The sequence below is a fragment of the Streptomyces lydicus genome (assembly GCF_000717345.1).
Lineage (GTDB): Bacteria > Actinomycetota > Actinomycetes > Streptomycetales > Streptomycetaceae > Streptomyces > Streptomyces lydicus.
This window is the reverse complement of sequence record NZ_JNZA01000011.1, coordinates 43,569-65,254: the sequence shown is the minus strand read 5'-3', so window position 1 is coordinate 65,254 and position 21,686 is coordinate 43,569. Positions and strand designations below refer to the sequence as shown.

The following is a 21,686-nucleotide window of genomic DNA, read 5'->3' as shown; positions in this document are numbered from 1 at the left end:
CACTGACAGCGCCCACCGCGACTCCCCTTTCGCCTCTCACGGCGGCCGGGCACGGGGCACGTTCGGGTCCCCTCGTACGGGAACTTCGCCAGATGCCGACGCGGTTGCATACAGTGACAGAACTTCCTCGCAAGCGGATCGAAGGGACGTACATGCCCATGGGTCACACGGCCACAGAACAAGCCGGCTCCGGCGGCCTGACAGCGACCGAGCACCGGCTGGCCAACGGCCTGCGCGTGGTGCTCTCCGAAGACCACCTGACCCCGGTCGCAGCGGTCTGCCTGTGGTACGACGTCGGCTCCCGCCACGAGGTCAAGGGCCGTACGGGCCTGGCTCACCTCTTCGAGCACCTGATGTTCCAGGGCTCCGCGCAGGTGTCGGGCAACGGCCATTTCGAGCTGGTCCAGGGCGCCGGCGGGTCGCTCAACGGCACCACGAGCTTCGAGCGCACCAACTACTTCGAGACCATGCCCGCCCACGAGCTGGAGCTCGCGCTCTGGCTGGAGGCGGACCGGATGGGCTCGCTGCTGACCGCGCTCGACGAGGAGTCCCTGGAGAACCAGCGCGACGTCGTCAAGAACGAGCGCCGCCAGCGCTACGACAACGTCCCCTACGGCACGGCCTTCGAGAAGCTGACGGCCATGGCGTACCCGGAGGGCCACCCGTACCACCACACGCCCATCGGGTCGATGGCCGACCTGGACGCCGCCTCCCTGGAGGACGCGCGGGCCTTCTTCCGCACGTACTACGCGCCGAACAACGCCGTTCTGTCGGTGGTCGGCGACATCGACCCCGAGCAGACGCTGGCCTGGATCGAGAAGTACTTCGGCTCGATCGCCGGGCACGACGGCAAGCAGCCGCCGCGGGACGGCGCGCTGCCGGAGACCATGGGCGCCGAGCTGCGCGAGGTCGTCGAGGAGGACGTGCCCTCCCGCGCCCTGATGGCGGCCTACCGCCTGCCGCACGACGGCACCCGTGAGGCGGACGCCGCCGACCTCGCGCTGACCGTTCTGGGCGGTGGCGAGTCCTCCCGCCTGTACAACCGCCTGGTGCGCCGCGACCGCAGCGCCGTGACCGCCGGCTTCGGCCTGCTCCGGCTGGCCGGCGCGCCCTCGCTGGGCTGGCTGGACGTCAAGACGTCCGGCGGGGTGGAGGTCCCCGGCATCGAGCGCGCGGTCGACGAGGAGCTGGCGCGGTTCGCCGCCGAGGGGCCGACCCCGGAGGAGATGGAGCGGGCCCAGGCCCAGCTGGAGCGCGAGTGGCTGGACCGGCTGGCCACCGTCAGCGGACGCGCCGACGAACTGTGCCGCTACGCCGTCCTGTTCGGCGACCCGCAGCTCGCGCTGAGCGCCGTGCAGCGCGTCCTGGACATCACACCGGAGGAGGTGCAGGCGGTCGCCAAGGCCCGGCTGCGCCCCGACAACCGCGCGGTGCTGGTCTACGAGCCGACCGACGCCGCCGACACCGAGGAAGGGGAGGCGGACCAGTGAGCGACGCCACCAGCCGCGCAGAGTCCCCCATGAGCACCATGGAGTTCCACCCGCAGCCCCGGGGCGGCGCGCCCAAGCCGTGGGCCTTCCCGGCGCCCGAGCGCAGCCAACTGCCCAACGGGCTCACGCTGCTGACCAGCCACCGCCCCGGCCAGCAGGTCGTCGCCGTCGAGATCAACCTCGTCGCTCCCCTGGACGCCGAGCCCGAGGGCCTGGACGGCGTCGCCACGATCATGGCGCGCGCCCTGTCGGAGGGCACCGACAAGCACGACGCGGAGGCGTTCGCCGCCGAGCTGGAGCGCTGCGGCGCCACGCTGGACGCGCATGCCGACCACCCCGGCGTACGGGTCTCCCTGGAGGTGCCGGCGTCCCGGCTGCACCGCGCGCTCGGCCTGCTCGCCGACGCGCTGCGCGCCCCCGCCTTCCCGGAGGGCGAGGTCGAGCGGCTGGTGCGCAACCGACTCGACGAGATTCCGCACGAGCTCGCCAACCCGGCCCGCCGTGCCGCCATGGCGCTGTCCAAGGAGCTCTTCCCGGCCGCCTCCCGCATGTCGCGGCCCCGCCAGGGCACCGAGGACACCGTCGCGCGCATCGACGCCGCGGCCGTCCGCGCCTTCTACGACACCCACGTGCGGCCGGCCACGGCCACCGCGGTGATCGTCGGCGACTTCACCGGCGTCGATCTGGACGCGGCGCTGGCCGACACCCTCGGTGCCTGGAGCGGCTCCACGGCCGAGCCGTGGAAGGCCGCGCCTATTACCGCCGACGACACCGGCCGGGTGATCGTCGTGGACCGCCCCGGCGCGGTCCAGACCCAGCTGCTCCTCGGCCGCATCGGCGCCGACCGGCACGACCGCGTCTGGCCGGCGCAGGTCCTCGGCACGTACTGCCTGGGCGGCACCCTCACCTCCCGTCTGGACCGCGTCCTGCGGGAGGAGAAGGGCTACACCTACGGGGTGCGCGCCTTCGGCCAGGTCCTGCGCTCCACCGCCCCCGGGTCCCCCGAGGGAGCCACCGGCGCCGCGCTGCTCGCCATCAGCGGGTCGGTCGACACCGCCTCCACCGTCCCCGCGCTGGAGGACCTGTGGAAGGTGCTGCGCACCCTCGCGGCGGAGGGGCTGACGGACGAGGAGCGGGACGTCGCCGTGCAGAACCTCGTCGGGGTGGCGCCGCTGAAGTACGAGACCGCGGCGGCGGTCGCGGGCACGCTCGCCGACCAGGTGGAGCAGCAGCTCCCGGACGACTTCCAGGCGCAGTTGTACGCCCGGCTCGCGGAGACCGGCACGGTCGAGGCGACCGCGGCGGTGGTCAGCGCCTTCCCCGTGGACCGGCTGGTGACGGTCCTGGTGGGTGACGCCGCGCAGATCGCCGAGCCCGTGAAGGCGCTCGGCGTCGGCGAGGTGACGGTCGTCAGCGGCTGACCCACTGCCTGACGGGCGGTCAATTACCCCTGCGGCTCCCGTGGCGCAATTGCGCCACGGGAGCCGTCGTTTGTCCGGTTTATGGCGGCTGACCGCGGAGGTTCTTGTGGCATCCCGCACAAAAAAGCGGTTCTGTTTGCCCATTGAAAGTTGCCCCGTTTAGCGTCGGTCCGGCTGTTCGTCACAACTCCGCCACAACAGTGGCACCGGACAGTCATCGCCGAGTCCCCGTACGGCGCGAGCCAGGGGAGCCGGGGACCCACACGTCCCCTGGGGTGAATCGGACTCCTCCTGGAGGAGCCCGTAGGAGACCTTCCTGCTCCGAACCCGTCAGCTAACCCGGTAGGCGAGAGGGAAGGAAAGGACGAGCCAGCAGATGGCGTTCACCCGTGCCACCGGGAAGCACCGCCGTACGAGCCGTTCCGCTCGTACGACCCGCAACATCGCCGGCATAGCCACGCTCGCGGCCTCCGGCGCTGTCGCCTCCGTGGCGTCGCCGGCGCTGGCCCTCACCGACGAGGCGCGCACCCACGACACCGGCCTGCAGCAGGCCGTCGTCCTCGGTGACGAGCTCGCCGACCGCCTGGAGTCCCAGGCCGACGCGCAGCAGGCCGCCGCGGCGAAGGAGCAGGTCGAGGCCGCCGCCAAGAAGCGCGCCGAGGAGGCCAGGCGGCACGCCGAGGCCGTCAGGAAGAAGGCCAAGGCCGAGCACGAGGCCAAGGTGCGTGCCGCCCGCGACGCCGAGCGCAAGCGCCTCAACGCCTTCGTCGCGCCGATCACCGGCTCCTACGTCTCCACCGGTTACCAGGCGTCCAGCGGCCTGTGGTCCTCCGGCAGCCACACCGGCATCGACTTCCACGCGGCCTCCGGCACCTCCGTCCACGCCGTCGGCGCGGGCACCGTCGTCGAGGCCGGCTGGGGCGGCTCGTACGGCAACAACATCGTGATCAAGATGCACGACGGCACGTATACCCAGTACGGCCACCTGTCGTCGATCGGCGTCTCGGTCGGCCAGACCGTCACCCCGGGCCAGCAGATCGGCCTCTCCGGCGCCACCGGCAACGCCACCGGCCCGCATCTGCACTTCGAGGCCCGCACCACTCCTGACTACGGCTCGGACATCGACCCGGTCGCGTATCTGCGCGCGCACGGCGTCAACGTCTGAGACACCGCCGTCCCGTCCGGCACACCGCATCACCCGGCCGGCGGATCCGTCCGCCGCTGGCCAAAAGAGATGCATGAATAACCGAAGTCCGTCGGAAATGCCGCCCCGGTCGAATAGAGTCACGGAAATGCTGCCGACCGGCGGTGTTTTCCGGGGATTACGGCGGAGGTACGGACGATGCGAGGCCATATTTCCGCGCATGCGGTGTGCACGGCGATTCGCGAGGACATCGTCTCCGGTGCGCTGGCGCCGGGGAGCCGGCTGATCGAGGAGATCCTCGCGGCGCGTTACGGCGTCTCCCGGGTGCCGGTCCGCGAAGCGCTGCGCACCCTGCAGTCGGAGGGTTTCGTCACCACCCGGCACCACGCGGGCGCCTGCGTCGCCGAGCCCACCGAGCAGGAGGCCGCGGACCTCCTGGACGTCCGGGCCCTGTTGGAGCCGCTGGGCGCGGCCCGGGCGGCCGCCCGCCGCAGCCCGGAGCATCTGAAGGTGCTGCGCGGACTGGTGCGGCTCGGCCGGGAGCGGGCCCGCCACGGCAGCCCTGCCGACCTGCGACAACTGGACGGGTGGTTCCACGAGACGCTCGCCCGGGCGGCCGGCAGCCCCAGCCTGACCGCACTGCTGACCCAGCTGCGACGCAAGATCGAGTGGATGTACGCGGTGGAGCCGCCGGCCCGGGCCGGCGAGTCGTGGGACGAGCACGGCGCGGTGCTGGACGCGGTGGCCCGGGGTGATGCGGAACGGGCCCGGTCCCTGATGGCGGCGCACATCGAGCGCTCCCTGCCGGTGTACCGCCTGCGGCGCCCCGCCGGTGCCGCGGTGAGGGATCCGAAACGGCCCGTCAACACGGCACGCGCCCGCTCTTAACAAGCGGCCCGTATACAAAGAGCTGCGGAATCCCGGGACCGTCCGTGGGAAATCCGGCGCATTTATCGGGGCGGCATTTCTGCTGCCCGCATTTCCGCTGTCCTTCCGCGGCTGTCCGGCGCGTGCATTTCCCGCGCCGTGCGTCTGCGTCGCGCGCGGAATCCGGCCGGCGAATTCCGGCGCTTTTTCCCACGCAGGTGTCCCGCGCCGCGTCGCTTGTGCGGACTGCGCGAAACGGCCCCGCCGCGACGACCGGAATCCGGTCACCACGGCGGGGCCGCCGCATGCTGCGGGGTCCTCGCGGACTCGTCCTCAGACGGTCTCCGGGAGCTCCTCGAGACCCTCGGCGACGAGCTTCGCCAGGCGGTCGAGCGCGACCTCGGCGCCCTCGGCGTCGGAGGCCAGCACGATCTCCTCGCCGCCCTGGGCGCCCAGGCCCAGGACCGCGAGCATGGAGGCCGCGTTGACGGGATTGCCATCGGCCTTGGCGATCGTCATCGGAACACCGGAGGCGGTGGCCGCACGGACGAAGATCGACGCGGGGCGGGCGTGCAGGCCCTCGGCCCAACCGACATTGACGCGGCGCTCAGCCATGGTGTTGCCCTTCAAAGTCGTGACTGTTGTCTAGACCATTCTTGCACGCTGCCGGCGGTGGTCCAGCAGTCCGTCGTGCTGATCCCGAGGGTACGCGCGCAGGGCCGATTGACGGTGCCCGGCCGTACTCTGTCCGCATGCAGAAGTCGCCGGACCACGCGTACCCGACCCACTGGGAAGCCGACGTGGTGCTGCGTGACGGCGGCACGGCGCGGATCCGCCCCATCACCCCCGACGACGCCGAGCGCCTGGTGTCCTTCTACGAACAGGTCTCGGACGAGTCGAAGTACTACCGCTTCTTCGCGCCCTACCCGCGCCTGTCCGACCGCGACGTGCACCGCTTCACCCACCACGACTACGTCGACCGGGTCGGCCTCGCCGCCACGGTGGGCGGCGAATTCATCGCCACGGTCCGCTACGACCGGATCAACGACCAGGGGCTGCCCGCCAAGGACCCCGAGGACGACCAGGCCGAGGTCGCCTTCCTCGTCCAGGACGCCCATCAGGGCCGCGGGGTCGCCTCCGCCCTCCTGGAGCACATCGCGGCCGTCGCCCGGGAGCGCGGCATCCGGCGGTTCGCCGCCGAGGTGCTGCCCGCCAACTCCAAGATGATCAAGGTGTTCACGGACGCCGGCTACACCCAGCAGCGCACCTTCGAAGACGGCGTGGTCCGGCTGGAGTTCGACCTGGAGCCCACCGAGCAGTCCATGGCCGTGATGCGCGGCCGCGAGCAGCGCGCCGAGGCCCGCTCGGTGCAGCGCCTGCTCGCCCCCGGCTCGGTCGCCGTCATCGGCACCGGGCGCACCCCCGGCGGCATCGGCCGCACGGTCCTGCGCAACATCCTCGACGCCGGCTACACGGGCCGGGTGCACGCCGTCAACCACGCCTTCCCCGACGACCTGCACCGACTCGACCCCGAAGGGGTGCCGGCCGTCCGCGCCCTGCGGGAGATCCCCGACCCGGTCGACCTCGCGGTCATCGCGGTCCCCGCGGACGGCGTCCCCGCCGCGGTCCGCGACTGCGGGGAACACGGCGTCCAGGGCGTGCTCATCCTGTCCTCCGGATACGCCGAGGCGGGCCCCGAGGGCAGGGAGCGGCAGCGCGCCCTGCTCCGCCAGGCCCGCTCGTACGGCATGCGGCTCATCGGGCCCAACGCCTTCGGCCTGATCAACACCGCCGGCGACGTCCGGCTCAACGCCTCCCTCGCACCCCGGATGCCGGGCGCCGGCCACATCGGCCTGTTCACCCAGTCCGGCGCCATCGGGATCGCCCTGCTCAGCGGCCTGCACGCCCGCGGCCCCGGGCACGGCGGCATCGCCGGCATCTCCAGCTTCGTCTCGGCCGGCAACCGCGCCGACGTCTCCGGCAACGACCTGCTCCAGTACTGGTACGACGACCCGGACACCGAAGTCGTGATCCTCTACCTGGAGTCCATCGGCAACCCCCGCAAGTTCGCCCGGCTGGCCCGGCGCACCGCCGCCGTCAAGCCCGTCGTGGTCGCCAAGGGGGCCCGGCACACCGGCACCGCCCCGCTCGGCCACGCCGTGCCCACGGTCCGCGTCCCCGACAGCACGGTCGCCGCCCTGATGCGGCAGGCCGGGGTGATCCGCGTCGACACGGTCACCGAACTCGTCGACGCCGGGCTGCTGCTGGCCTCCCAGCCGCTGCCGGCCGGCCCGCGCATCGGCATCCTCGGCAACTCCGAGTCGCTGGCCCTGCTCGCCTACGACGCCTGTCTGACCGAGCGGCTGCGCCCGGTGCGCCCGCGCGTGCTGGCCTCGGCGGCGACGCCGGACGACTTCCGTGCCGCGCTCTCCGAGACACTGGCCGGTGAGGGCTGCGACGCCGTGATCGTCACGGCCATCCCCTGGGTGGGGGAGCACGACGGCTTCTTCCCGGGCGGGAGCGAGGGCGCCGCGCTCGCCGCCGCCCTGCGTTCCGCGGCCGCCGAGCATCCGCACAAGCCGGTCGCGGTCGTCCACCTGGCCATGGAGGACCTCGCCGAGACGCTCGCGGCACCGGCGCCACCGGCCTCCTCCGCCGACCCGGCCTCCTCCGCCGACCCGGCGATGGCGGCCGACCCGGCGGCCCCGGACCGGCAGCCCACCCGTGCCGAAGCCCCGGCGCCCCGGCCCGCCCCGCCCGAGGCGCCTCTGTTCGGCGCCGCACCACCGCCGCCCCCGCACCGGACGGCCGCCGCCCGCCCCTCGGTCCCTCCGGGCCCGCCCCCGGCGCCCGGCGGCGCCCCCGCGCCCCCGCCGGCCGACGCCGAGGCCGCCGCCGGCCCGCTCCGGCGGCGCCCCGCGCCGCTGCGGATCCCCGCCTACCCCGCCGCCGAGCGTGCGGTGCGCGCGCTCGCCGAGGCGGTCCGGTACGCCGCCTGGCGCCGCGAGGCCGCCGAGCCCGGCCGGGTGCCGGAGTACGACGACATCCAGGAGGCGGCGGCCGGCGCCGACATCGAGCGGCTCCTCGGCCGCCTGTCCGCCGAGACCTCCGACGGTCGCTCCTTCCCGGTGCCGGCCGAGGACGCCGAGGCCCTGCTCGCCCGCTACGGCATCCGCACCCACCCGGTCCTGCCGGCCCCGGACCCGGACACCGCCGTACGCGCCGCCGCCCGCCTCGGCTACCCGGTGGCGCTCAAGACCACCGCCCCCCACCTGCGGCACCGCGCCGACCTCGGCGGGGTCCGCCTGGACATCGCCGGCGAGGCCGAACTCCGCCGTACCTACGCCGAATTGACCGACTTCCTCGGCTCGCCCGAGGAGCTGCGCCCGGTCGTCCAGTCGATGGTGCCGCGCGGCGTCGACACGGTCGTCCGGGCCGCCATCGACCCGGCCGCCGGCGCGGTCCTCTCCTTCGGCCTGGCCGGCGCCCCCTCCCAGCTGCTCGGCGATGTCGCCCACCGCCTCATCCCCGCCACCGACCGCGAGGTCGCCGAACAGATCCGTTCCATCCGGGCCGCCCCGCTGCTGTTCGGCTGGCGCGGCTCCCAGCCCGTCGACACCGGTGCGCTGGCGGAGCTCCTGCTGCGGGTCTCCCGGCTCGTCGACGATCACCCCGAGGTGGTGGGTGTCGACCTCGAACCGGTCGTGGTCTCCCCGCACGGCCTCTCCGTCCTGGGGGCCGGCGTCCGGCTGGCGAGGCCCCCCGCCACCACCGACCTGGGCCCCCGCCGCCTGCCCGCCTACTAGGAGCCTGCCTCATGCCCACTGGGCCCGTACCCCCGCGCAGGCCCCGTAGGATGGACCCCATGGCTAAGACCGGTACGACGACCCAGGGGCTGCGCGCGGCGATCGAGCGCAGTGGCTATTACCCGACGCTCGTGGCCGAGGCGGTGCAGGCCGCGGTCGGCGGCGAGCCGGTGGTGTCGTACCTCGTCCATCAGGAGACGACCTTCGACGCCAACGAGGTCCGCCGCCACGTCACCGTCCTGGTCCTGACCGGTACGCGCTTCATCGTCAGCCACACCGACGAGCAGGCCGCCGACGCCACCTCCCCGTCGCCGTACGCCACCACCTCCACCGAGTCCGTCAAGCTGGGCCGGATCTCGTCCGTGGTGCTCAGCCGCGTGGTCGCGAACCCCGAGTCGTACACCCCGGGCCAGCTGCCCCGCGAGGTGGTGCTGACCATCGGCTGGGGCGCCGTCGCCCGTCTGGACCTGGAGCCCGCCGCCTGCGGCGACCCCAACTGCGAGGCGGACCACGGGTACACCGGATCCTCCACCGCGGACGACCTCTCGCTGCGGGTCAGTGAGGCCGGCGACGGCCCCGACTCGGTGCGCGAGACGCTCGCCTTCGCCCAGGCGCTCTCCGAGGCCACCGCGGCCACCACCACCTCCCGCTGATGGTCGACATCGCCCCCGCCTGGCCGGAACCCACACCGCTCGACCCGCTCGACGCCCCGGTGCCCCGCTACGGCACCGGCTCCCTCGCCGATCTGCTGCCCACCGTCGCCGCGGGCCTCGGCGTCCCCGGCCTCGCCGCGTGCATGGAGCTGGCACCGGCCGACCGGGCCTGCGTCTTCCTCATCGACGGCCTCGGCTGGGACCTGCTGCGCGCGCACCCGGAGGAGGCGCCGTTCCTCACCTCGCTCCTGGGGACGTCGTTCAACGGCACCGGCCGTCCGCTCACCGCGGGCTTCCCCTCCACGACCGCGACCTCGCTCGCCTCGGTCGGCACCGGCCTGCCGCCGGGCGCCCACGGCCTGCCCGGCTACACCTGCGAGGACCCGGCCACCGGCGCCCTGATGAACCAGCTGCGCTGGTATCCCTGGACCGATCCGTATGTCTGGCAGCCGTATCCGACGGTCTTCCAGCAGGCGGCCGCGGCGGGTGTCCACACCTGTCAGGTCTCCGCGCCGAACTTCGAGCAGACCCCGCTCACCAAGATCGCGCTCAGCGGCGGCAGCTTCCACGGCCGGCTCTCCGGCGAGGAGCGGATGGACCTGGCCGCCGCACAGCTCGCCGCCGCCGACCGCTCGCTGGTCTACACGTACTACTCCGAGGTCGACGGCAAGGGCCACCGCTACGGCGTCAATTCCGATGCCTGGCGAGGCCAGTTGATGTACGTGGACCGGCTCGCCGAGCGGCTCGCGGAGCAACTCCCGCCGCGCAGCGCCCTCTACGTCACCGCCGACCACGGCATGATCGACATCCCGTTCGACCCCGAGTCCCGGATCGACTTCGACGAGGACTGGGAACTGCGGGCCGGCGTCCGCCTGTTGGGCGGCGAGGGCCGTGCCCGGCACGTCTACGCCCACCCCGGCGCGGCCGCCGATGTGCTCGCCGTGTGGCGCGAGGTGGTCGGCGAGCAGATGTGGGTCGCGAGCCGCGACGAGGCCATCGCGGCCGGGTGGTTCGGGCCGCGGGTCGACGACCGGGTGCGGGCCCGGATCGGTGATGTCGTGGCGGCCGCGCACGCCGACATGGTGATCATCGCGAGCGAACGGGAGCCCCGCGAGTCGGAGATGGTCGGGATGCACGGCTCGATGACGCCGCTGGAGCAGCTGGTCCCGCTCCTGGAAGTCCGCACCTGACCGGTACCCGGTCGATCCGCACCCGTACGCCCCACGACACCCCGCCCACCCGGGCGGACGGCGGGCCCTGCCCGCTGCCATGCCGCTGACTCCGACGCGAAAGGCCATTCCCCACCCATGTCCGCATTGGTGTTTTTCTCCGGAACCATGGATTGCGGGAAAAGTACGCTGGCGCTGCAGATCGGGCACAACCGTTCAGCCCGTGGTCTCCAAGGAGTGATCTTCACCCGTGACGACCGGGCGGGGGAGGGCCGGCTCTCCTCGCGGCTGGGGCTGGTCACGGACGCGGTCGAGGCCGACGAGGGGATGGACCTCTACGCCTACCTCGTCGACCACCTCTCCCGGGGCGGCCGGGCGGACTACGTCATCGTGGACGAGGCGCAGTTCCTCGCCCCCGCGCAGATAGACCAGCTCGCGCGGATCGTCGACGACCTCGATCTGGACGTCTTCGCGTTCGGCATCCTCACCGACTTCCGCACGCACCTCTTCCCGGGCTCCCGCCGGCTCATCGAGCTCGCCGACCGCGTCGAGTCGTTGCAGGTCGAGGCGCTCTGCTGGTGCGGTGCGCGAGCCACCCACAACGCCCGTACGGTGGGCGGGGAGATGGTGGTCGAGGGCGCCCAGGTCGTGGTGGGGGACGTCAACCAGGCGCAGGGCGAGGTGGGTTACGAGGTGCTGTGCCGGCGGCACCACCTGCGCCGGATGACCAGCGCGACGGCCCGCGCCGGTGCGCTCTCGCCGGACGTCCTTCCGGTCACGCCCCACGTGCCCATGTGAAGACGCCGGCGCCGCCGCCCGGGGCCGGCCGCCCGCGCATCCGCTGCCGGCCGGGGGAGGCGTCCGCGCTCAGCCCTGCTCGATGATCGAGAAGATCGCGCCCTCGGTGTCGGCGACCGTCGCCAGCCGCCCGTGGTGGGAGTCGTGCGCGGTGTCCAGGACCCGGCCGCCCAGTTCGGTGACCCGACGGGCGGCCGCATCGGCGTTGGGGACGGCGAAGTAGGTCATCCAGTGCGGGCCGCGGTCGCGCGGCAGCGCGCTGCCCACGCCGTGGATGCCGACCACCGCCAGGCCCTTGAGACGCAGCGTCAGATAGTCCAGGTCCGTCGGGCCCGCCGGGGCCAGCGGCTCCGCCTCGAAACCGAAGACGTGCTCGTAGAACGGGCCGACGGAGGCAGTGTCCTGGGTGATCAGCTCGTTCCACACCGGCGTGCCGGGCTCACCCGTGACCGCGGTGCCCATCATCGACCTGCCCTGCCAGACGCCGAAGATCGCGCCCTGCGGGTCGGAGCCGATCGCCATCCGTCCCGCGTTGGCGTCCGCGTCCAGCGGCCCGACGCCCACCGTCCCCCCGCAGCAACGAATCTGCTCGGCGGTCATATCGGCGTCGTCGCTGGCCAGATAGGTGGTCCAGGCGACCGGCAGATCGCGGTCGGGCGCCAGTTCGCCCAAGCCGGCGACCTCCCGGCCGTCGAGGTAGGCCCGGGAGTACGGACCGAAATGCTGCGGTCCCGGGCGGAACTCCCAGCCGAACAGCGCGCCGTAGAACTCCTGCGTCGCGGACAGACTGTGGGCCAGGAGGCTCACCCAGCAGGGCGCGCCGGACATCCGCCGGGTCGCGGCCTCGGTCGTCATTGCACTTTCTCCTCGGAGCGTCGGGGGCCCGACCATGTGCGGTAGGTGCGGTACGGGTGGGGGTCTTGAGCAGATGCTCGCACCCGGTGACCTGGTGCGCGCCCCGGCCGCGCCGTCCACGGCCCGTTCACGGGGGAGAATGCCCGTTTTGATGTTTCCCACCCGTTTCGGCGACGTTACGCCGGGGCGTAACTGCGTCATACGGAGGGTGGGCACCCGCCTTCTGTACGTAGTCACCGCTACGCAAGGATGAGTCCCATGAATGCCATCATCACCGCTACCGAACTCGCGAGCGAGTTGGCCGGGGGCACCCCGCCGGTGCTCCTGGACGTCCGTTACCAGCTCGGCGGCCCGCCCGGCCGCCCGGTGTACGAGGCCGGTCATCTGCCCGGCGCGGTCTACGTCGACCTGGACAGCGAGCTGGCCGGACCGCCCGGGGCGGCCGGCCGTCACCCGCTGCCCGACCTCGATGTCTTCGCCGGCGCGATGCGGGCCGCGGGCGTCCGCGCGGACCGTCCCGTCGTCGTCTACGACGGCGGCCAGGGCTGGGCGGCGGCCCGGGCCTGGTGGCTGCTGCGCTGGAGCGGGCACCCCGACGTGCGGGTGCTGGACGGCGGCCTGGCCGCCTGGCAGGCCGCGGGCAAGGAGCTGAGCACCGACAAGGAGGCCCCGCAGGCGGGGGACTTCACCCCGGCGCCCGGTGCGCTGCCGCTGCTGACGGCGGACGGGGCGGCCGCGCTGGCCCGCCGCGGTGTGCTGCTCGACGCGCGCGCCGGCGAGCGCTACCGCGGTGAGGTCGAGCCCATCGACCGGGTCGCCGGCCACATCCCGGGCGCGGTGTCCGCGCCCACGACCGAGAACGTCGCCGAGGGCGGCACGGTCTTCCGGGACGCTTCCGAGCTGGCCGAGCGGTTTGCCGCGCTGGGCGCCACGGCGGACGCCGAGGTGGGCGTCTACTGCGGCTCCGGGGTCTCCGCGGCCCACCAGGTCCTGGCCCTCGCCGTCGCCGGGGTCCCCGCGGCCCTGTACGTCGGTTCCTGGAGCGAATGGACCGCCGACCCGGCCCGCCCGGTCGCCACCGGCCCGCAGCCCGGCTGAGCCCCCGTCAGGGCCCCGTACGACGCCGTCCGCCCGCCCCCTGGAAGCAGGGGGCGGGCGGACGGAGGGTCTCGCGGGGAGCCGGCCGCTACTCCGGCTTCTTCCGCCGGGTGCCGAAGACGATCTCGTCCCAACTGGGCACGGCCGCCCGGCGTCCGGGCCGTACGCCGTCCGCCTCCGCCTGCCGGTCGGTCGTCCCGGTCAGCCGGTCGCGGTGGCCGGCCACCGCCCGCGGCATCAGCACATCGGCGTACGCCGAGCCCGCGCCGGCGCTGGCCGCCGGGGCCGGCGGCTCTTCGACCTCGACCTCGGTTTCCTCATCGCTCTGCGGCGCCTTGGTGCTCTCCGGCACGACCATGTCGCCCCGGAAGCTCGGCACCGCCTCCAGCAGGCTGGTCAGCGAATCCCGCTCGCGCTCTCGCTCACCGACGGTCTCCTCGGTGCCCCGCGGCTCGCTCTCCTCGCCGCCGGACGGCGCGTTGCGCTCGGAGTTCTGCCGGTCCAGGGTGCGGTCCAGCGGCCGGTCGCGCGGCAGCCGTGCGATGCGCGGTACGAACGGGAAGCTCGGCTCGGGCGTGTCGTCGGTCTCGCCGATCAGCGCCCGGGCCTCGTCGTCCACGGCCTGGACCAGCCGCCGCGGCGGGTCGTAGGTCCAGCTCGCCGAGTGCGGTTCGGCGGCGACGCGGTAGACCAGCAGTACTTCCCAGGTGCCGTCGTCCCGGCGCCAGGAGTCCCACTGGACGCTCTCCTTGTCCGCGCCGCGCAGCAGCAGCCGCTCCGCGACCGCCTCTCCGAGCTGCGGACCGGTGTTCTCACCGGGGCGCCGTACGGGGGTCTTGCGGGCCCGCTCGGCCATGAACGCGCGCTCGGCGAGCACCGGGCCCTCGAAGCGGCGCACCCGGTCGACCGGGATGCCGGCGAGCTGGGCGACCTCTTCCGCGGAGGCGCCGGCTCTTATCCGCGCCTGGATGTCCCGCGGGCGCAGGTGGCTCTCGACCTCGATCTCGATCTGGCCGAGGCGTGCGCGGTCGTTGCGGACGGCGGCGCGCAGCCGTTCGTCGATCGGAAGCGTGTACTCGGTGCTGTCCGCAGCTTTGAGCACCAGCCGTGTGCCGTCGTTGGAGACGGCCACGACACGCAGTTCGGGCATGGGGACCTCCCGGGTGGTGCCTGCCGACGTCACGTGCGTCGCTGCTTCCGCTAGTCGAGTGTGGCCTGCCCGGGTGCAGCCTGCCACAACATTGCCGAGTTGCCCGGCGTGTCGAGGCTTGGCCCTCAAACGCCGTTATGACACGGTTACCAGTTTGCAACGCTCAGTGACCATGCCGCTTGCCCTGTCGCCGAACACCCGTGCCGAGCGGCGGCGCCCCGGGGCGAGTGCCGCCTTCAGGGCCCCTCCCGTGGGTTCCGGGCAGCCGGACGGGAACCGGGGCCAGGGTTCGCCACAGTACTCCATTCGGGCCACTGAGGTGGACCGCCGCGCCGCCGAACTTCTGGGCGAGCAACGGAGGTCGGTCGTCTTGTCGACCTCTCGACCAGGCACGCAGGTGGCGAGTTTCACAGATTCCCCAGATTCGGAACTAAAGGCTCCGCCAATTGGTCACTTCTCCATGCAAGATGGATCGAAGGGGCTATCAAAGGTAGGAGATGGACGAAGAAACCGAAACCGCTACGAAAAAGAAGGAGAAGCGGATCGACCTGAGCGTCGCTCAGGTGGCCGGCAGTGCGCTCGCCGCGGCCGCGGCCGCGTACCTCGCGGGACAGCTCGGTGTGTACGGAACCATCATCGGCGCAGGTCTGGTCAGTGTCGTGGCCACGACCGGCGGCTCGATATTCCAGCACCTCTTCCGACGCACCGGCGAACAGATCAAGGAGGTCTCGGTCACCACCAGGCCGAAGCCTCGCCGCTCCTCCTCCCGCTCTCGATCCACCACCCCGCAGAACCGGCCGGCCGCGCCCACGATGGTGCTGCCGACCTTCGACAAGCAGGGCACGGAGGACCGTGTCACCGCCGTCGCCGCCCGGACCCCCGGGCCCGACGCGACCCGTACCCAGCTGATCCCGCGGGCCGAACAGGCCCGGCGCCGTGATCCGGCCGGCGCCCACCCGACGGACCGGACCCAGCTGGTGCCGCGCCTCGACGAGCGGACCATGGCACTGGGCCGGGCGGCCGCCCTCCCGGCCGACGCGCCCGCGGCGCACCCGGGGGCCGACGCCACCACGGTGCTGCCCGTGACCGGGCGTCCCGAGGAACTCAGCGCCACGAAGTACGGCACCCGGCTGCGTGGCTGGCGGCGGCCGGCGCTCGGCGCGTTCGCGGTCTTCGTCCTCGCCATGGGCGGGGTCACCGCCGCCGAGCTGATGACCGGGCAGACGCCGAGCGGCGCGAAGGGCACCACGCTGGGCAACCTCACCCAGACGGGGAGCGCGAGCCGGCACCAGCCCGGCACCCCGCGGTCGCCCGGAACCGGCCACACGCCGGGTGACGGCGGCCGGCAGGGCAGTGGCGACGGCTCCCGCCCCGACCCGGGCCCGTCCGGTGACAGCGGCACCGGCAAGGGCAAGGACACCCCGACGCCGACCCCCACGCCGTCCGACGGCGGCAGCACGTCGCCGGACCCGGACACCTCGCCGTCCCCGAATCCCTCCCCGAGCGGTTCGACGGGCAGCGGCGACACCGGCTCAGGTGACGGCTCGGCCGGCAGCGGTGACCAGGAGAGCGAGCAGAGTCAGCAGAGTCAGCAGCCCGAGGCGGAGGCCCCGGGCCCGGGCGCTCCCTGACCCGGGCGCTCCGTCCGCCGGGCGGAGCCGCGACGGGCGCGGCCCGGTGCCCCTCCCGGGGCGCCGGGCCGCGGCCGTCGTCGTCGGTCAGGCCCCCAGGACCCGCCGCAGATACGCGTTGGCGAACCGGCGCTCCGGGTCCAGCCGGTCGCGCACCGCGGTGAACTCGCCGAACCGCGGATAGACCTCGGCGAGGTAGTCGGCGTCGCGGGTGTGCAGCTTCCCCCAGTGCGGGCGCCCCTCGTGCGCCGTCATGATCCGCTCGGCGGCCGCGAAATACGCCTCGTACGGCGTCCCCCGGTACATGTGGACGGCGATGTAGACGGTGTCCCGGCCGGAAGCCGTGGACAGCACCAGGTCGTCGGCCGGGGCGGTGCGCACCTCCACGGGGAAGCTGATCCGGAAGTCCGAGCGCTCCACCAGCGCCTTCAGCTCACCCAGTGCGGCGGCCGCGGCCGCGCGGGGCAGCGCGTACTCCATCTCCACGAACCGCACCCGCCGCGGCGAGGTGAACACCTTGTACGGGATGTCGGTGTACGTACGGGCCGACAGCGCGCGGCTGGAGACCTTGGCGATGCCCGGTATGGCCGCCGGCACCGCCCGTCCGACGGCGCAGGCGACCTGGAAGACGCCGTTGGACAGCAGCTCGTCCTCGATCCAGGCGCCGACCCGGCCGGGCGGCGCCGCGGGGCCCTGGCTGCGGTTGTTGCGCTTGGTGTTGCAGTTGCCGGTGTGCGGGAACCAATAGAACTCGAAGTGCTCGTTCTCGGCGACCAGCTCGTCGAACCGGTCCGTCACCTCGTCGAAGCCCATCGGCTCCTCGCGGGCGGTCAGCAGGAACTCCGGCTCCACGGCGAAGGTGAGCTCGCTGATCACGCCCAGCGCGCCCAGGCCCAGCCGGGCCGCGGCGAAGACGTCCGGGTTCTCGTCGGCCGAGCAGGTCAGTACCGAACCGTCGGCGGTGACCAGTTCGAGGGCGGTGATCTGGGCGGCGATGGAGGCGGAGTCGCGGCCGGTGCCGTGGGTGCCGGTGCCGGCCGCCCCCGAGACGGTCTGCTCCATGATGTCGCCCATGTTGGTCAGCGACAGCCCGTGCGCGGCCAGCGTCTCGTTGAGGTGCTTGAGGGGCGTGCCGGCGGCGACGGTCACCGTGCCGGCCGCGCGGTCGACGGCGCGGACGCCGGTCAGCCGCTCGGGGCGGATCAGCAGCCCGTCGGTGGCGGCGGCCGGGGTGAACGAGTGGCCGGTGCCGGCGGCCTTCACCGTCAGGCCGTCCTCGGCTGCCGCGCGGACCGCGGCGACCAGTTCCTCGGTGCTCGCCGGGGTCACGCTCCGGGCGGGGCGGGCGGTGACGTTGCCCGCCCAGTTGCGCCACGGCCCGGTGGCCGAGCCGCGCCCTCCCGGGCCCCGGACGGCGTTGCTGACTGCCATGTGACGTCCCCTCCCTCAGCGCGGGCCGGCCGCGGGCGGCAGGCCGTTGGTGTGAGCGCATGATGTCAGTCACCGACGCGCCTTCCACAGGGGGTGACGGGAAATACCCGATCGAGGAATCGGCCGTAATCACCCGGCTCCGGGACATGTCGTACCGTCGGTAACCCGAGGATCGGCGCGGGGTGGTCCGCCCGGGGTCTTCACCGGGCGGACCGGCGCCGTACGCCTCAGGCGACGCTCTGCTCGCCCTGCCGCTGCGCGGCCGGCTCCGGCAGGTCCGCCACCGTGCGGGCCGCCATCGGGAGCACCGGCTGCGGACGGAGCCTGCGGTAGCCCGCGAACGCCACCAGCGCGGCGAGCACCCCCGCCGCCACCGGGACGAGATAGCCCCGGGCGGCGCCCGCGGCGTCCACCACCCAGCCGGCGGCCGACGAGCCCAGTGCGACGCCCACCGCCAGCCCGGTGCTGGTCCAGGTCATCCCCTCGGTCAGCTGCGCCCGCGGGACGTGCTCCTCGACCAGCGCCATCGTGGTCACCATCGTCGGGGCGATGGACAGGCCCGCGACGAAGAGCGCGACCGCCAGCAGCGGCAGCGAACTCACGAACTGGAGCGGCACCATGCTCACCGCCATCGCGCAGACCCCCACCACCCAGCGGCGCGACGGGTGGCCCTTGAGATGCAGCAGCCCGAAGACGGCACCGGCCACACACGAGCCGAGCGCGTAGACCGCCAGCACCAGACTGGCCGCGGCCTTGTGCCCCTCCTCCTCCGCGAAGGCCACCGTCACCACGTCGATCGCCCCGAAGATCGCGCCGGTCGCCACGAACGTCACCACCAGCACCTGCAGCCCCCGCGAGCGCAGCGCCGAACCCTTGGTGTGGTGCTCCCGCGGATGCGGCACCGGCTCGGTGGCGCGCTGGGCCGTCAGCCAGAAGACGCCCGCCGCCAGGAAACCGCCGGCCAGCAGCGGCCCGGCCTCGGGGAACCAGGCGGTGGACAGGCCGATCGACAGGATCGGGCCGACGATGAAGCACATCTCGTCGACGATCGACTCCCAGGAGTAAGCCGTGTGCAGCTCACGGGGAGAGCCCTGGTAGAGCTCCGCCCAGCGGGCCCGGACCATGGAGCCGACGCTCGGCACGCACCCCATGCAGGCCGCGAAGGCGAAGAGGAGCCAGTCCGGCCAGCGCTGCAGCGCGCTCAGCAGCAGACCGGCGACCGCGGCGAGCGAGACCAGGGTGGCCGGGCGCATCACCCGGCGCTGGCCGTGCCGGTCGACCAGCCGGGATATCTGCGGGCCGAGCACCGCGGCGGACAGCGCGAGGGTCGCCGACAGCGCGCCCGCGAGCCCGTAACGCCCGGTCAGCTGGGAGACCATCGTGACGATGCCGATGCCCATCATCGACAGCGGCATCCGGCCCAGGAGGCCGGCGGCGGAGAACGACCTGGTACCGGGGCGGCCGAAGAGGGCGCGGTAGGGACTGGGCAACGGGGGCGCTCCGCCGGATGAGGACCGAAAATCGGTAAGGAATGTATGTGGCCGATACAGCTTACGGGTCGGCCGGGGCCCGCCGCCCCCGAATTTCCGTCACCGCCGCACGGCCCGCCGGGCCCCGGCCGCACCGGGACCTGCCCGCCGCCCCCGGAGGAAGGGTGGCAGGATCGATGGCATGCCCGAACAGCGCGATCCCAGCCCCTATGACGCCCTGCTGCTGCTCTCCTTCGGCGGTCCCGAAGGCCCCGACGACGTCGTGCCGTTCCTGGAGAACGTCACCCGCGGCCGCGGCATCCCCCGTGAGCGCCTCAAGGAGGTCGGCCGGCACTACTTCCTGTTCGGCGGCGTGAGCCCGATCAACGCCCAGAACCGTGAGCTGCTGGACGCGCTGCGCAAGGACTTCGCCGAGAACGGCCTGGACCTGCCCGTCTACTGGGGCAACCGCAACTGGGCGCCGTACCTGACCGACACCCTGCGCACGATGGTGAACGACGGCCACCGCCGCATCGCCGTCCTCGCGACCAGCGCCTACGCCTCGTACTCGGGCTGCCGCCAGTACCGCGAGAACCTCGCCGACGCGCTCGCCGCGCTGCAGGCCGAGGGGCTGCCGGTGCCGCAGGTCGACAAGTTGCGGCACTACTTCAACCACCCCGGTTTCCTGCGCCCGATGATCGACGGCGTGCTGGCCTCGCTGGCCGAGCTGCCCGCGGAGGCCCGGGACGGCGCCCACCTCGCCTTCACCACGCACTCCATCCCCACCGCCGCGGCCGACACCTCCGGCACCCCCGCGGACCACACCGAGGGCGGTACGGGGGGCGCCTACGTCGCCCAGCACCTCGACGTGGCGCGCGTGATCGCCGACGCCGTCCGCGAGGAGACCGGGGTGGACCACCCGTGGCAGCTCGTCTACCAGTCCCGCAGCGGCGCCCCGCACATCCCCTGGCTGGAGCCGGACATCTGCGACCACCTGGAGGAGCGGCACGCCGCGGGCGTCCCCGCCGTCGTCATGGCCCCCATCGGCTTCGTCTCGGACCACATGGAGGTCAAGTACGACCTCGACACCGAGGCCACCGCCAAGGCCGCCGAGCTGGGCCTGCCGGTCGTCCGGTCGGCCACCGTGGGCGCCGACCCCCGGTTCGCCGCGGCCGTCCGCGAGCTCCTGCTGGAGCGCTCGGCAGCCGAGCGGGGCCGCGCCCCGGAGCGCTGTGCGCTGGGTGCCCTCGGCGCGAGCCACGACCTGTGCCCGGTCGGCTGCTGCCCGGCGCGTGCCCCGCGCCCGGCCGCCGCCGGAGCCGACTGGCGCGGCCCGGTCGCCGACGCCCCCGCCTGAGTCCGGCCCGCCGCCCCCCTCCCGCCAGACCCTAGGAGCATCGTGCCCGACCCGCTGCAGACCGACGCCGCGCAGACCGACGCCCTGTACGACGAACTTCTCGACGTCGCCCTGGAAGCCGCCCACCGCGCCGGGGTCCTGCTCCGCGACGGCCGGCCCGCCGACCTCGGTGTGGCCGCCACCAAGTCCAGCCCCATCGACGTCGTCACCGAGATGGACCTCGCCTCCGAGAAGCTGATCACCGGCTTCATCGGGGAGCGCCGCCCCGACGACGGCTTCCTGGGGGAGGAGGGCGCCAGCAGTGCGGGCACCAGCGGCATCCGCTGGGTCATCGACCCGATCGACGGCACCGTCAACTACCTCTACGGGCTGCCGTCCTGGGCCGTGTCCATCGCGGCGGAGCAGGACGGCGAGGTGGTCGTCGGGGTCGTCGCCGCCCCGATGCGCGGCGAGACGTACCGGGCCGTCCTGGGCCGGGGCGCGTTCAGCAACGACGAGCCGATCCGCCACCGGCCCGCGCCACCGGAGCTGTCCCAGGCGCTGCTGGGCACCGGCTTCGGCTACCTGGCCGAGCGCCGGGCCGCCCAGGCGGAGGTGGTGCGCACCCTGCTGCCGCAGGTCCGCGACATCCGGCGGGGCGGCTCGGCGGCGATCGACCTGTGCGACGTCGCCTGCGGCCGGCTCGACGCCTACTACGAGCGGGGGCTGAACCCCTGGGACCTGGCGGCCGGAGCGCTGATCGCCCGCGAGGCCGGGGCCCTCACCGGCGGCCGCCCCGGACGGTCCGCCTCCCACGAGCTGACGCTGGCCGCCTCTCCGGCCCTCTTCGAGCAGCTCCAGCCGCTACTGGACGAGCTCGGCGCCTGGCACGACTGACCGCCGCCCGCCTCCGGGCACGACAGCGCCCCGGCACCATCCCCTGGATGCCGGGGCGTTGAGTCGTACGCCGTGAACGATCAGGCGTTGCTGACCGCCTCATAGCGCACACCGTGCTCGTTCGCCAGTCGCTGCAGGTCCTCGAGCTCGGCCTGCTCGACCTCGGCGAGGAAGTCATCGCCCGTAGCGCGGGCCTGGTCCAGATCTGCTTCGGTCTTCTCTATGCGCTGCAGAATGCCTGCGGTGAACGCGTCCATTGCGCCCCCTCGTCGTGGGTCGGTGGCACGGGGGTGTGCCGACGGGTGGGTCGATCACGGCGTGGTCCCTGCGATGGATCAGTTCATGGCAAGTGGATCGCCACATAATCAGGGCGTGATCGCGGGTGTGCAGTCGTCCTCCCCATGCCCACCCTCAGGGAAACCTCAACCCGCCCAGGAATCCTGCGCGTCGGGCCGCGTGGGACCCCGCTGC

At 73.4% G+C, this 21,686-nt stretch carries 18 protein-coding genes and 1 riboswitch; of the genes, 12 read left to right on the top strand and 6 right to left on the bottom strand.

Going from position 1 to position 21,686, the window contains the following annotated elements; genetic code table 11:
• Nucleotides 1-158: 158 nt before the first annotated feature.
• The 4 genes from OO62_RS12100 to OO62_RS12085 all read left to right on the top strand — a co-directional run bounded on the left by OO62_RS12100 (nucleotide 159) and on the right by OO62_RS12085 (nucleotide 4,943).
• Complete coding sequence (locus OO62_RS12100) at nucleotides 159-1,490, top strand: M16 family metallopeptidase (RefSeq protein WP_033267342.1); 1,332 nt, start codon at nucleotides 159-161, stop codon at nucleotides 1,488-1,490.
• 38 nt (nucleotides 1,491-1,528) lie between these two features.
• Nucleotides 1,529-2,911 carry a M16 family metallopeptidase gene (locus OO62_RS12095; protein ID WP_051733048.1) on the top strand — a complete coding sequence of 461 codons (1,383 nt, stop codon included), beginning with the start codon at nucleotides 1,529-1,531 and terminating at the stop codon, nucleotides 2,909-2,911.
• Between the two features lie 208 nt (nucleotides 2,912-3,119).
• Nucleotides 3,120-3,275, top strand: a riboswitch (cyclic di-AMP (ydaO/yuaA leader).
• 12 nt (nucleotides 3,276-3,287) lie between these two features.
• A complete protein-coding gene (locus OO62_RS12090) occupies nucleotides 3,288-4,076 on the top strand; it encodes a M23 family metallopeptidase (RefSeq protein ID WP_033267340.1) in 789 nt (262 codons plus the stop codon).
• 177 nt (nucleotides 4,077-4,253) lie between these two features.
• On the top strand, nucleotides 4,254-4,943 hold the full coding sequence (locus tag OO62_RS12085) for a GntR family transcriptional regulator (RefSeq protein WP_033267339.1): 690 nt from the start codon (nucleotides 4,254-4,256) through the stop codon (nucleotides 4,941-4,943).
• A 312-nt stretch (nucleotides 4,944-5,255) separates the two neighbouring features.
• On the opposite strand, the gene OO62_RS12080 is transcribed toward OO62_RS12085, so the two are convergent.
• Complete coding sequence (locus OO62_RS12080) at nucleotides 5,256-5,537, bottom strand: HPr family phosphocarrier protein (protein ID WP_033267424.1); 282 nt, start codon at nucleotides 5,535-5,537, stop codon at nucleotides 5,256-5,258.
• Between the two features lie 137 nt (nucleotides 5,538-5,674).
• On the opposite strand from OO62_RS12080, the gene OO62_RS12075 reads away from it, so the two are divergent.
• From OO62_RS12075 to OO62_RS12060, 4 genes are all read left to right on the top strand, one after another.
• Nucleotides 5,675-8,728: a bifunctional acetate--CoA ligase family protein/GNAT family N-acetyltransferase gene (locus OO62_RS12075; RefSeq protein WP_033267338.1), complete on the top strand. Its 3,054-nt coding sequence runs from the start codon at nucleotides 5,675-5,677 to the stop codon at nucleotides 8,726-8,728.
• Nucleotides 8,729-8,787: 59 nt separating this feature from the next.
• Nucleotides 8,788-9,381 carry a DUF5998 family protein gene (locus tag OO62_RS12070; protein ID WP_030799055.1) on the top strand — a complete coding sequence of 198 codons (594 nt, stop codon included), beginning with the start codon at nucleotides 8,788-8,790 and terminating at the stop codon, nucleotides 9,379-9,381.
• Complete coding sequence (locus OO62_RS12065) at nucleotides 9,381-10,571, top strand: alkaline phosphatase family protein (RefSeq protein WP_033267337.1); 1,191 nt, start codon at nucleotides 9,381-9,383, stop codon at nucleotides 10,569-10,571. Before OO62_RS12070 ends, OO62_RS12065 begins: the two co-directional genes overlap by 1 nt.
• Nucleotides 10,572-10,688: 117 nt before the next feature.
• A complete protein-coding gene (locus tag OO62_RS12060) occupies nucleotides 10,689-11,348 on the top strand; it encodes a thymidine kinase (RefSeq protein ID WP_033267336.1) in 660 nt (219 codons plus the stop codon).
• Between the two features lie 69 nt (nucleotides 11,349-11,417).
• Here the strand turns inward: OO62_RS12060 and OO62_RS12055 are convergent, their stop codons facing one another.
• Complete coding sequence (locus tag OO62_RS12055) at nucleotides 11,418-12,203, bottom strand: VOC family protein (protein WP_033267335.1); 786 nt, start codon at nucleotides 12,201-12,203, stop codon at nucleotides 11,418-11,420.
• Between the two features lie 258 nt (nucleotides 12,204-12,461).
• On the opposite strand from OO62_RS12055, the gene OO62_RS12050 reads away from it, so the two are divergent.
• Nucleotides 12,462-13,301, top strand: a complete 840-nt coding sequence (locus OO62_RS12050) for a sulfurtransferase (protein ID WP_033267334.1) — start codon at nucleotides 12,462-12,464, stop codon at nucleotides 13,299-13,301.
• An 88-nt stretch (nucleotides 13,302-13,389) separates the two neighbouring features.
• Here the strand turns inward: OO62_RS12050 and sepH are convergent, their stop codons facing one another.
• Nucleotides 13,390-14,451, bottom strand: a complete 1,062-nt coding sequence (gene sepH, locus OO62_RS12045) for a septation protein SepH (protein ID WP_033267333.1) — start codon at nucleotides 14,449-14,451, stop codon at nucleotides 13,390-13,392.
• A 497-nt stretch (nucleotides 14,452-14,948) separates the two neighbouring features.
• Here sepH and OO62_RS12040 point away from each other — a divergent pair, with 497 nt between their 5' ends.
• Nucleotides 14,949-16,082, top strand: coding sequence for a hypothetical protein (locus OO62_RS12040; protein ID WP_033267332.1), 1,134 nt, complete (start codon nucleotides 14,949-14,951; stop codon nucleotides 16,080-16,082).
• 87 nt (nucleotides 16,083-16,169) lie between these two features.
• Here the strand turns inward: OO62_RS12040 and OO62_RS12035 are convergent, their stop codons facing one another.
• Together OO62_RS12035 and OO62_RS12030 are read right to left on the bottom strand one after the other, a co-directional pair.
• Nucleotides 16,170-17,513, bottom strand: coding sequence for a D-arabinono-1,4-lactone oxidase (locus OO62_RS12035; RefSeq protein WP_033267331.1), 1,344 nt, complete (start codon nucleotides 17,511-17,513; stop codon nucleotides 16,170-16,172).
• A gap of 227 nt (nucleotides 17,514-17,740) precedes the next feature.
• Nucleotides 17,741-19,003 carry an MFS transporter gene (locus tag OO62_RS12030; RefSeq protein WP_033267330.1) on the bottom strand — a complete coding sequence of 421 codons (1,263 nt, stop codon included), beginning with the start codon at nucleotides 19,001-19,003 and terminating at the stop codon, nucleotides 17,741-17,743.
• Between the two features lie 181 nt (nucleotides 19,004-19,184).
• Here OO62_RS12030 and OO62_RS12025 point away from each other — a divergent pair, with 181 nt between their 5' ends.
• Both OO62_RS12025 and OO62_RS12020 read left to right on the top strand, forming a co-directional pair.
• Entirely contained in the window at nucleotides 19,185-20,339 is a 1,155-nt protein-coding gene (locus tag OO62_RS12025) for a ferrochelatase (RefSeq protein ID WP_033267329.1), read from the top strand.
• Nucleotides 20,340-20,381: 42 nt separating this feature from the next.
• A complete protein-coding gene (locus tag OO62_RS12020; RefSeq protein WP_051733036.1) occupies nucleotides 20,382-21,215 on the top strand; it encodes an inositol monophosphatase family protein in 834 nt (277 codons plus the stop codon).
• Nucleotides 21,216-21,295: 80 nt separating this feature from the next.
• Here the strand turns inward: OO62_RS12020 and OO62_RS39945 are convergent, their stop codons facing one another.
• Nucleotides 21,296-21,472: a hypothetical protein gene (locus tag OO62_RS39945; RefSeq protein ID WP_164993232.1), complete on the bottom strand. Its 177-nt coding sequence runs from the start codon at nucleotides 21,470-21,472 to the stop codon at nucleotides 21,296-21,298.
• Nucleotides 21,473-21,686 lie beyond the last annotated feature (214 nt).

What these genes read in the sequence shown, in the direction of transcription:
- OO62_RS12100 (WP_033267342.1), top strand. Translation starts at nt 159, where the DNA reads ATGGGTCACACGGCCACAGAACAAGCCGGCTCCGGCGGCCTGACAGCG.
- OO62_RS12095 (WP_051733048.1), top strand. Translation starts at nt 1,529, where the DNA reads ATGGAGTTCCACCCGCAGCCCCGGGGCGGCGCGCCCAAGCCGTGGGCC.
- OO62_RS12090 (WP_033267340.1), top strand. Translation starts at nt 3,288, where the DNA reads ATGGCGTTCACCCGTGCCACCGGGAAGCACCGCCGTACGAGCCGTTCC.
- OO62_RS12085 (WP_033267339.1), top strand. Translation starts at nt 4,254, where the DNA reads ATGCGAGGCCATATTTCCGCGCATGCGGTGTGCACGGCGATTCGCGAG.
- OO62_RS12080 (WP_033267424.1), bottom strand. Translation starts at nt 5,537, where the DNA reads ATGGCTGAGCGCCGCGTCAATGTCGGTTGGGCCGAGGGCCTGCACGCC.
- OO62_RS12075 (WP_033267338.1), top strand. Translation starts at nt 5,675, where the DNA reads ATGCAGAAGTCGCCGGACCACGCGTACCCGACCCACTGGGAAGCCGAC.
- OO62_RS12070 (WP_030799055.1), top strand. Translation starts at nt 8,788, where the DNA reads ATGGCTAAGACCGGTACGACGACCCAGGGGCTGCGCGCGGCGATCGAG.
- OO62_RS12065 (WP_033267337.1), top strand. Translation starts at nt 9,381, where the DNA reads ATGGTCGACATCGCCCCCGCCTGGCCGGAACCCACACCGCTCGACCCG.
- OO62_RS12060 (WP_033267336.1), top strand. Translation starts at nt 10,689, where the DNA reads ATGTCCGCATTGGTGTTTTTCTCCGGAACCATGGATTGCGGGAAAAGT.
- OO62_RS12055 (WP_033267335.1), bottom strand. Translation starts at nt 12,203, where the DNA reads ATGACGACCGAGGCCGCGACCCGGCGGATGTCCGGCGCGCCCTGCTGG.
- OO62_RS12050 (WP_033267334.1), top strand. Translation starts at nt 12,462, where the DNA reads ATGAATGCCATCATCACCGCTACCGAACTCGCGAGCGAGTTGGCCGGG.
- sepH (WP_033267333.1), bottom strand. Translation starts at nt 14,451, where the DNA reads ATGCCCGAACTGCGTGTCGTGGCCGTCTCCAACGACGGCACACGGCTG.
- OO62_RS12040 (WP_033267332.1), top strand. Translation starts at nt 14,949, where the DNA reads ATGGACGAAGAAACCGAAACCGCTACGAAAAAGAAGGAGAAGCGGATC.
- OO62_RS12035 (WP_033267331.1), bottom strand. Translation starts at nt 17,513, where the DNA reads ATGGCAGTCAGCAACGCCGTCCGGGGCCCGGGAGGGCGCGGCTCGGCC.
- OO62_RS12025 (WP_033267329.1), top strand. Translation starts at nt 19,185, where the DNA reads ATGCCCGAACAGCGCGATCCCAGCCCCTATGACGCCCTGCTGCTGCTC.
- OO62_RS39945 (WP_164993232.1), bottom strand. Translation starts at nt 21,472, where the DNA reads ATGGACGCGTTCACCGCAGGCATTCTGCAGCGCATAGAGAAGACCGAA.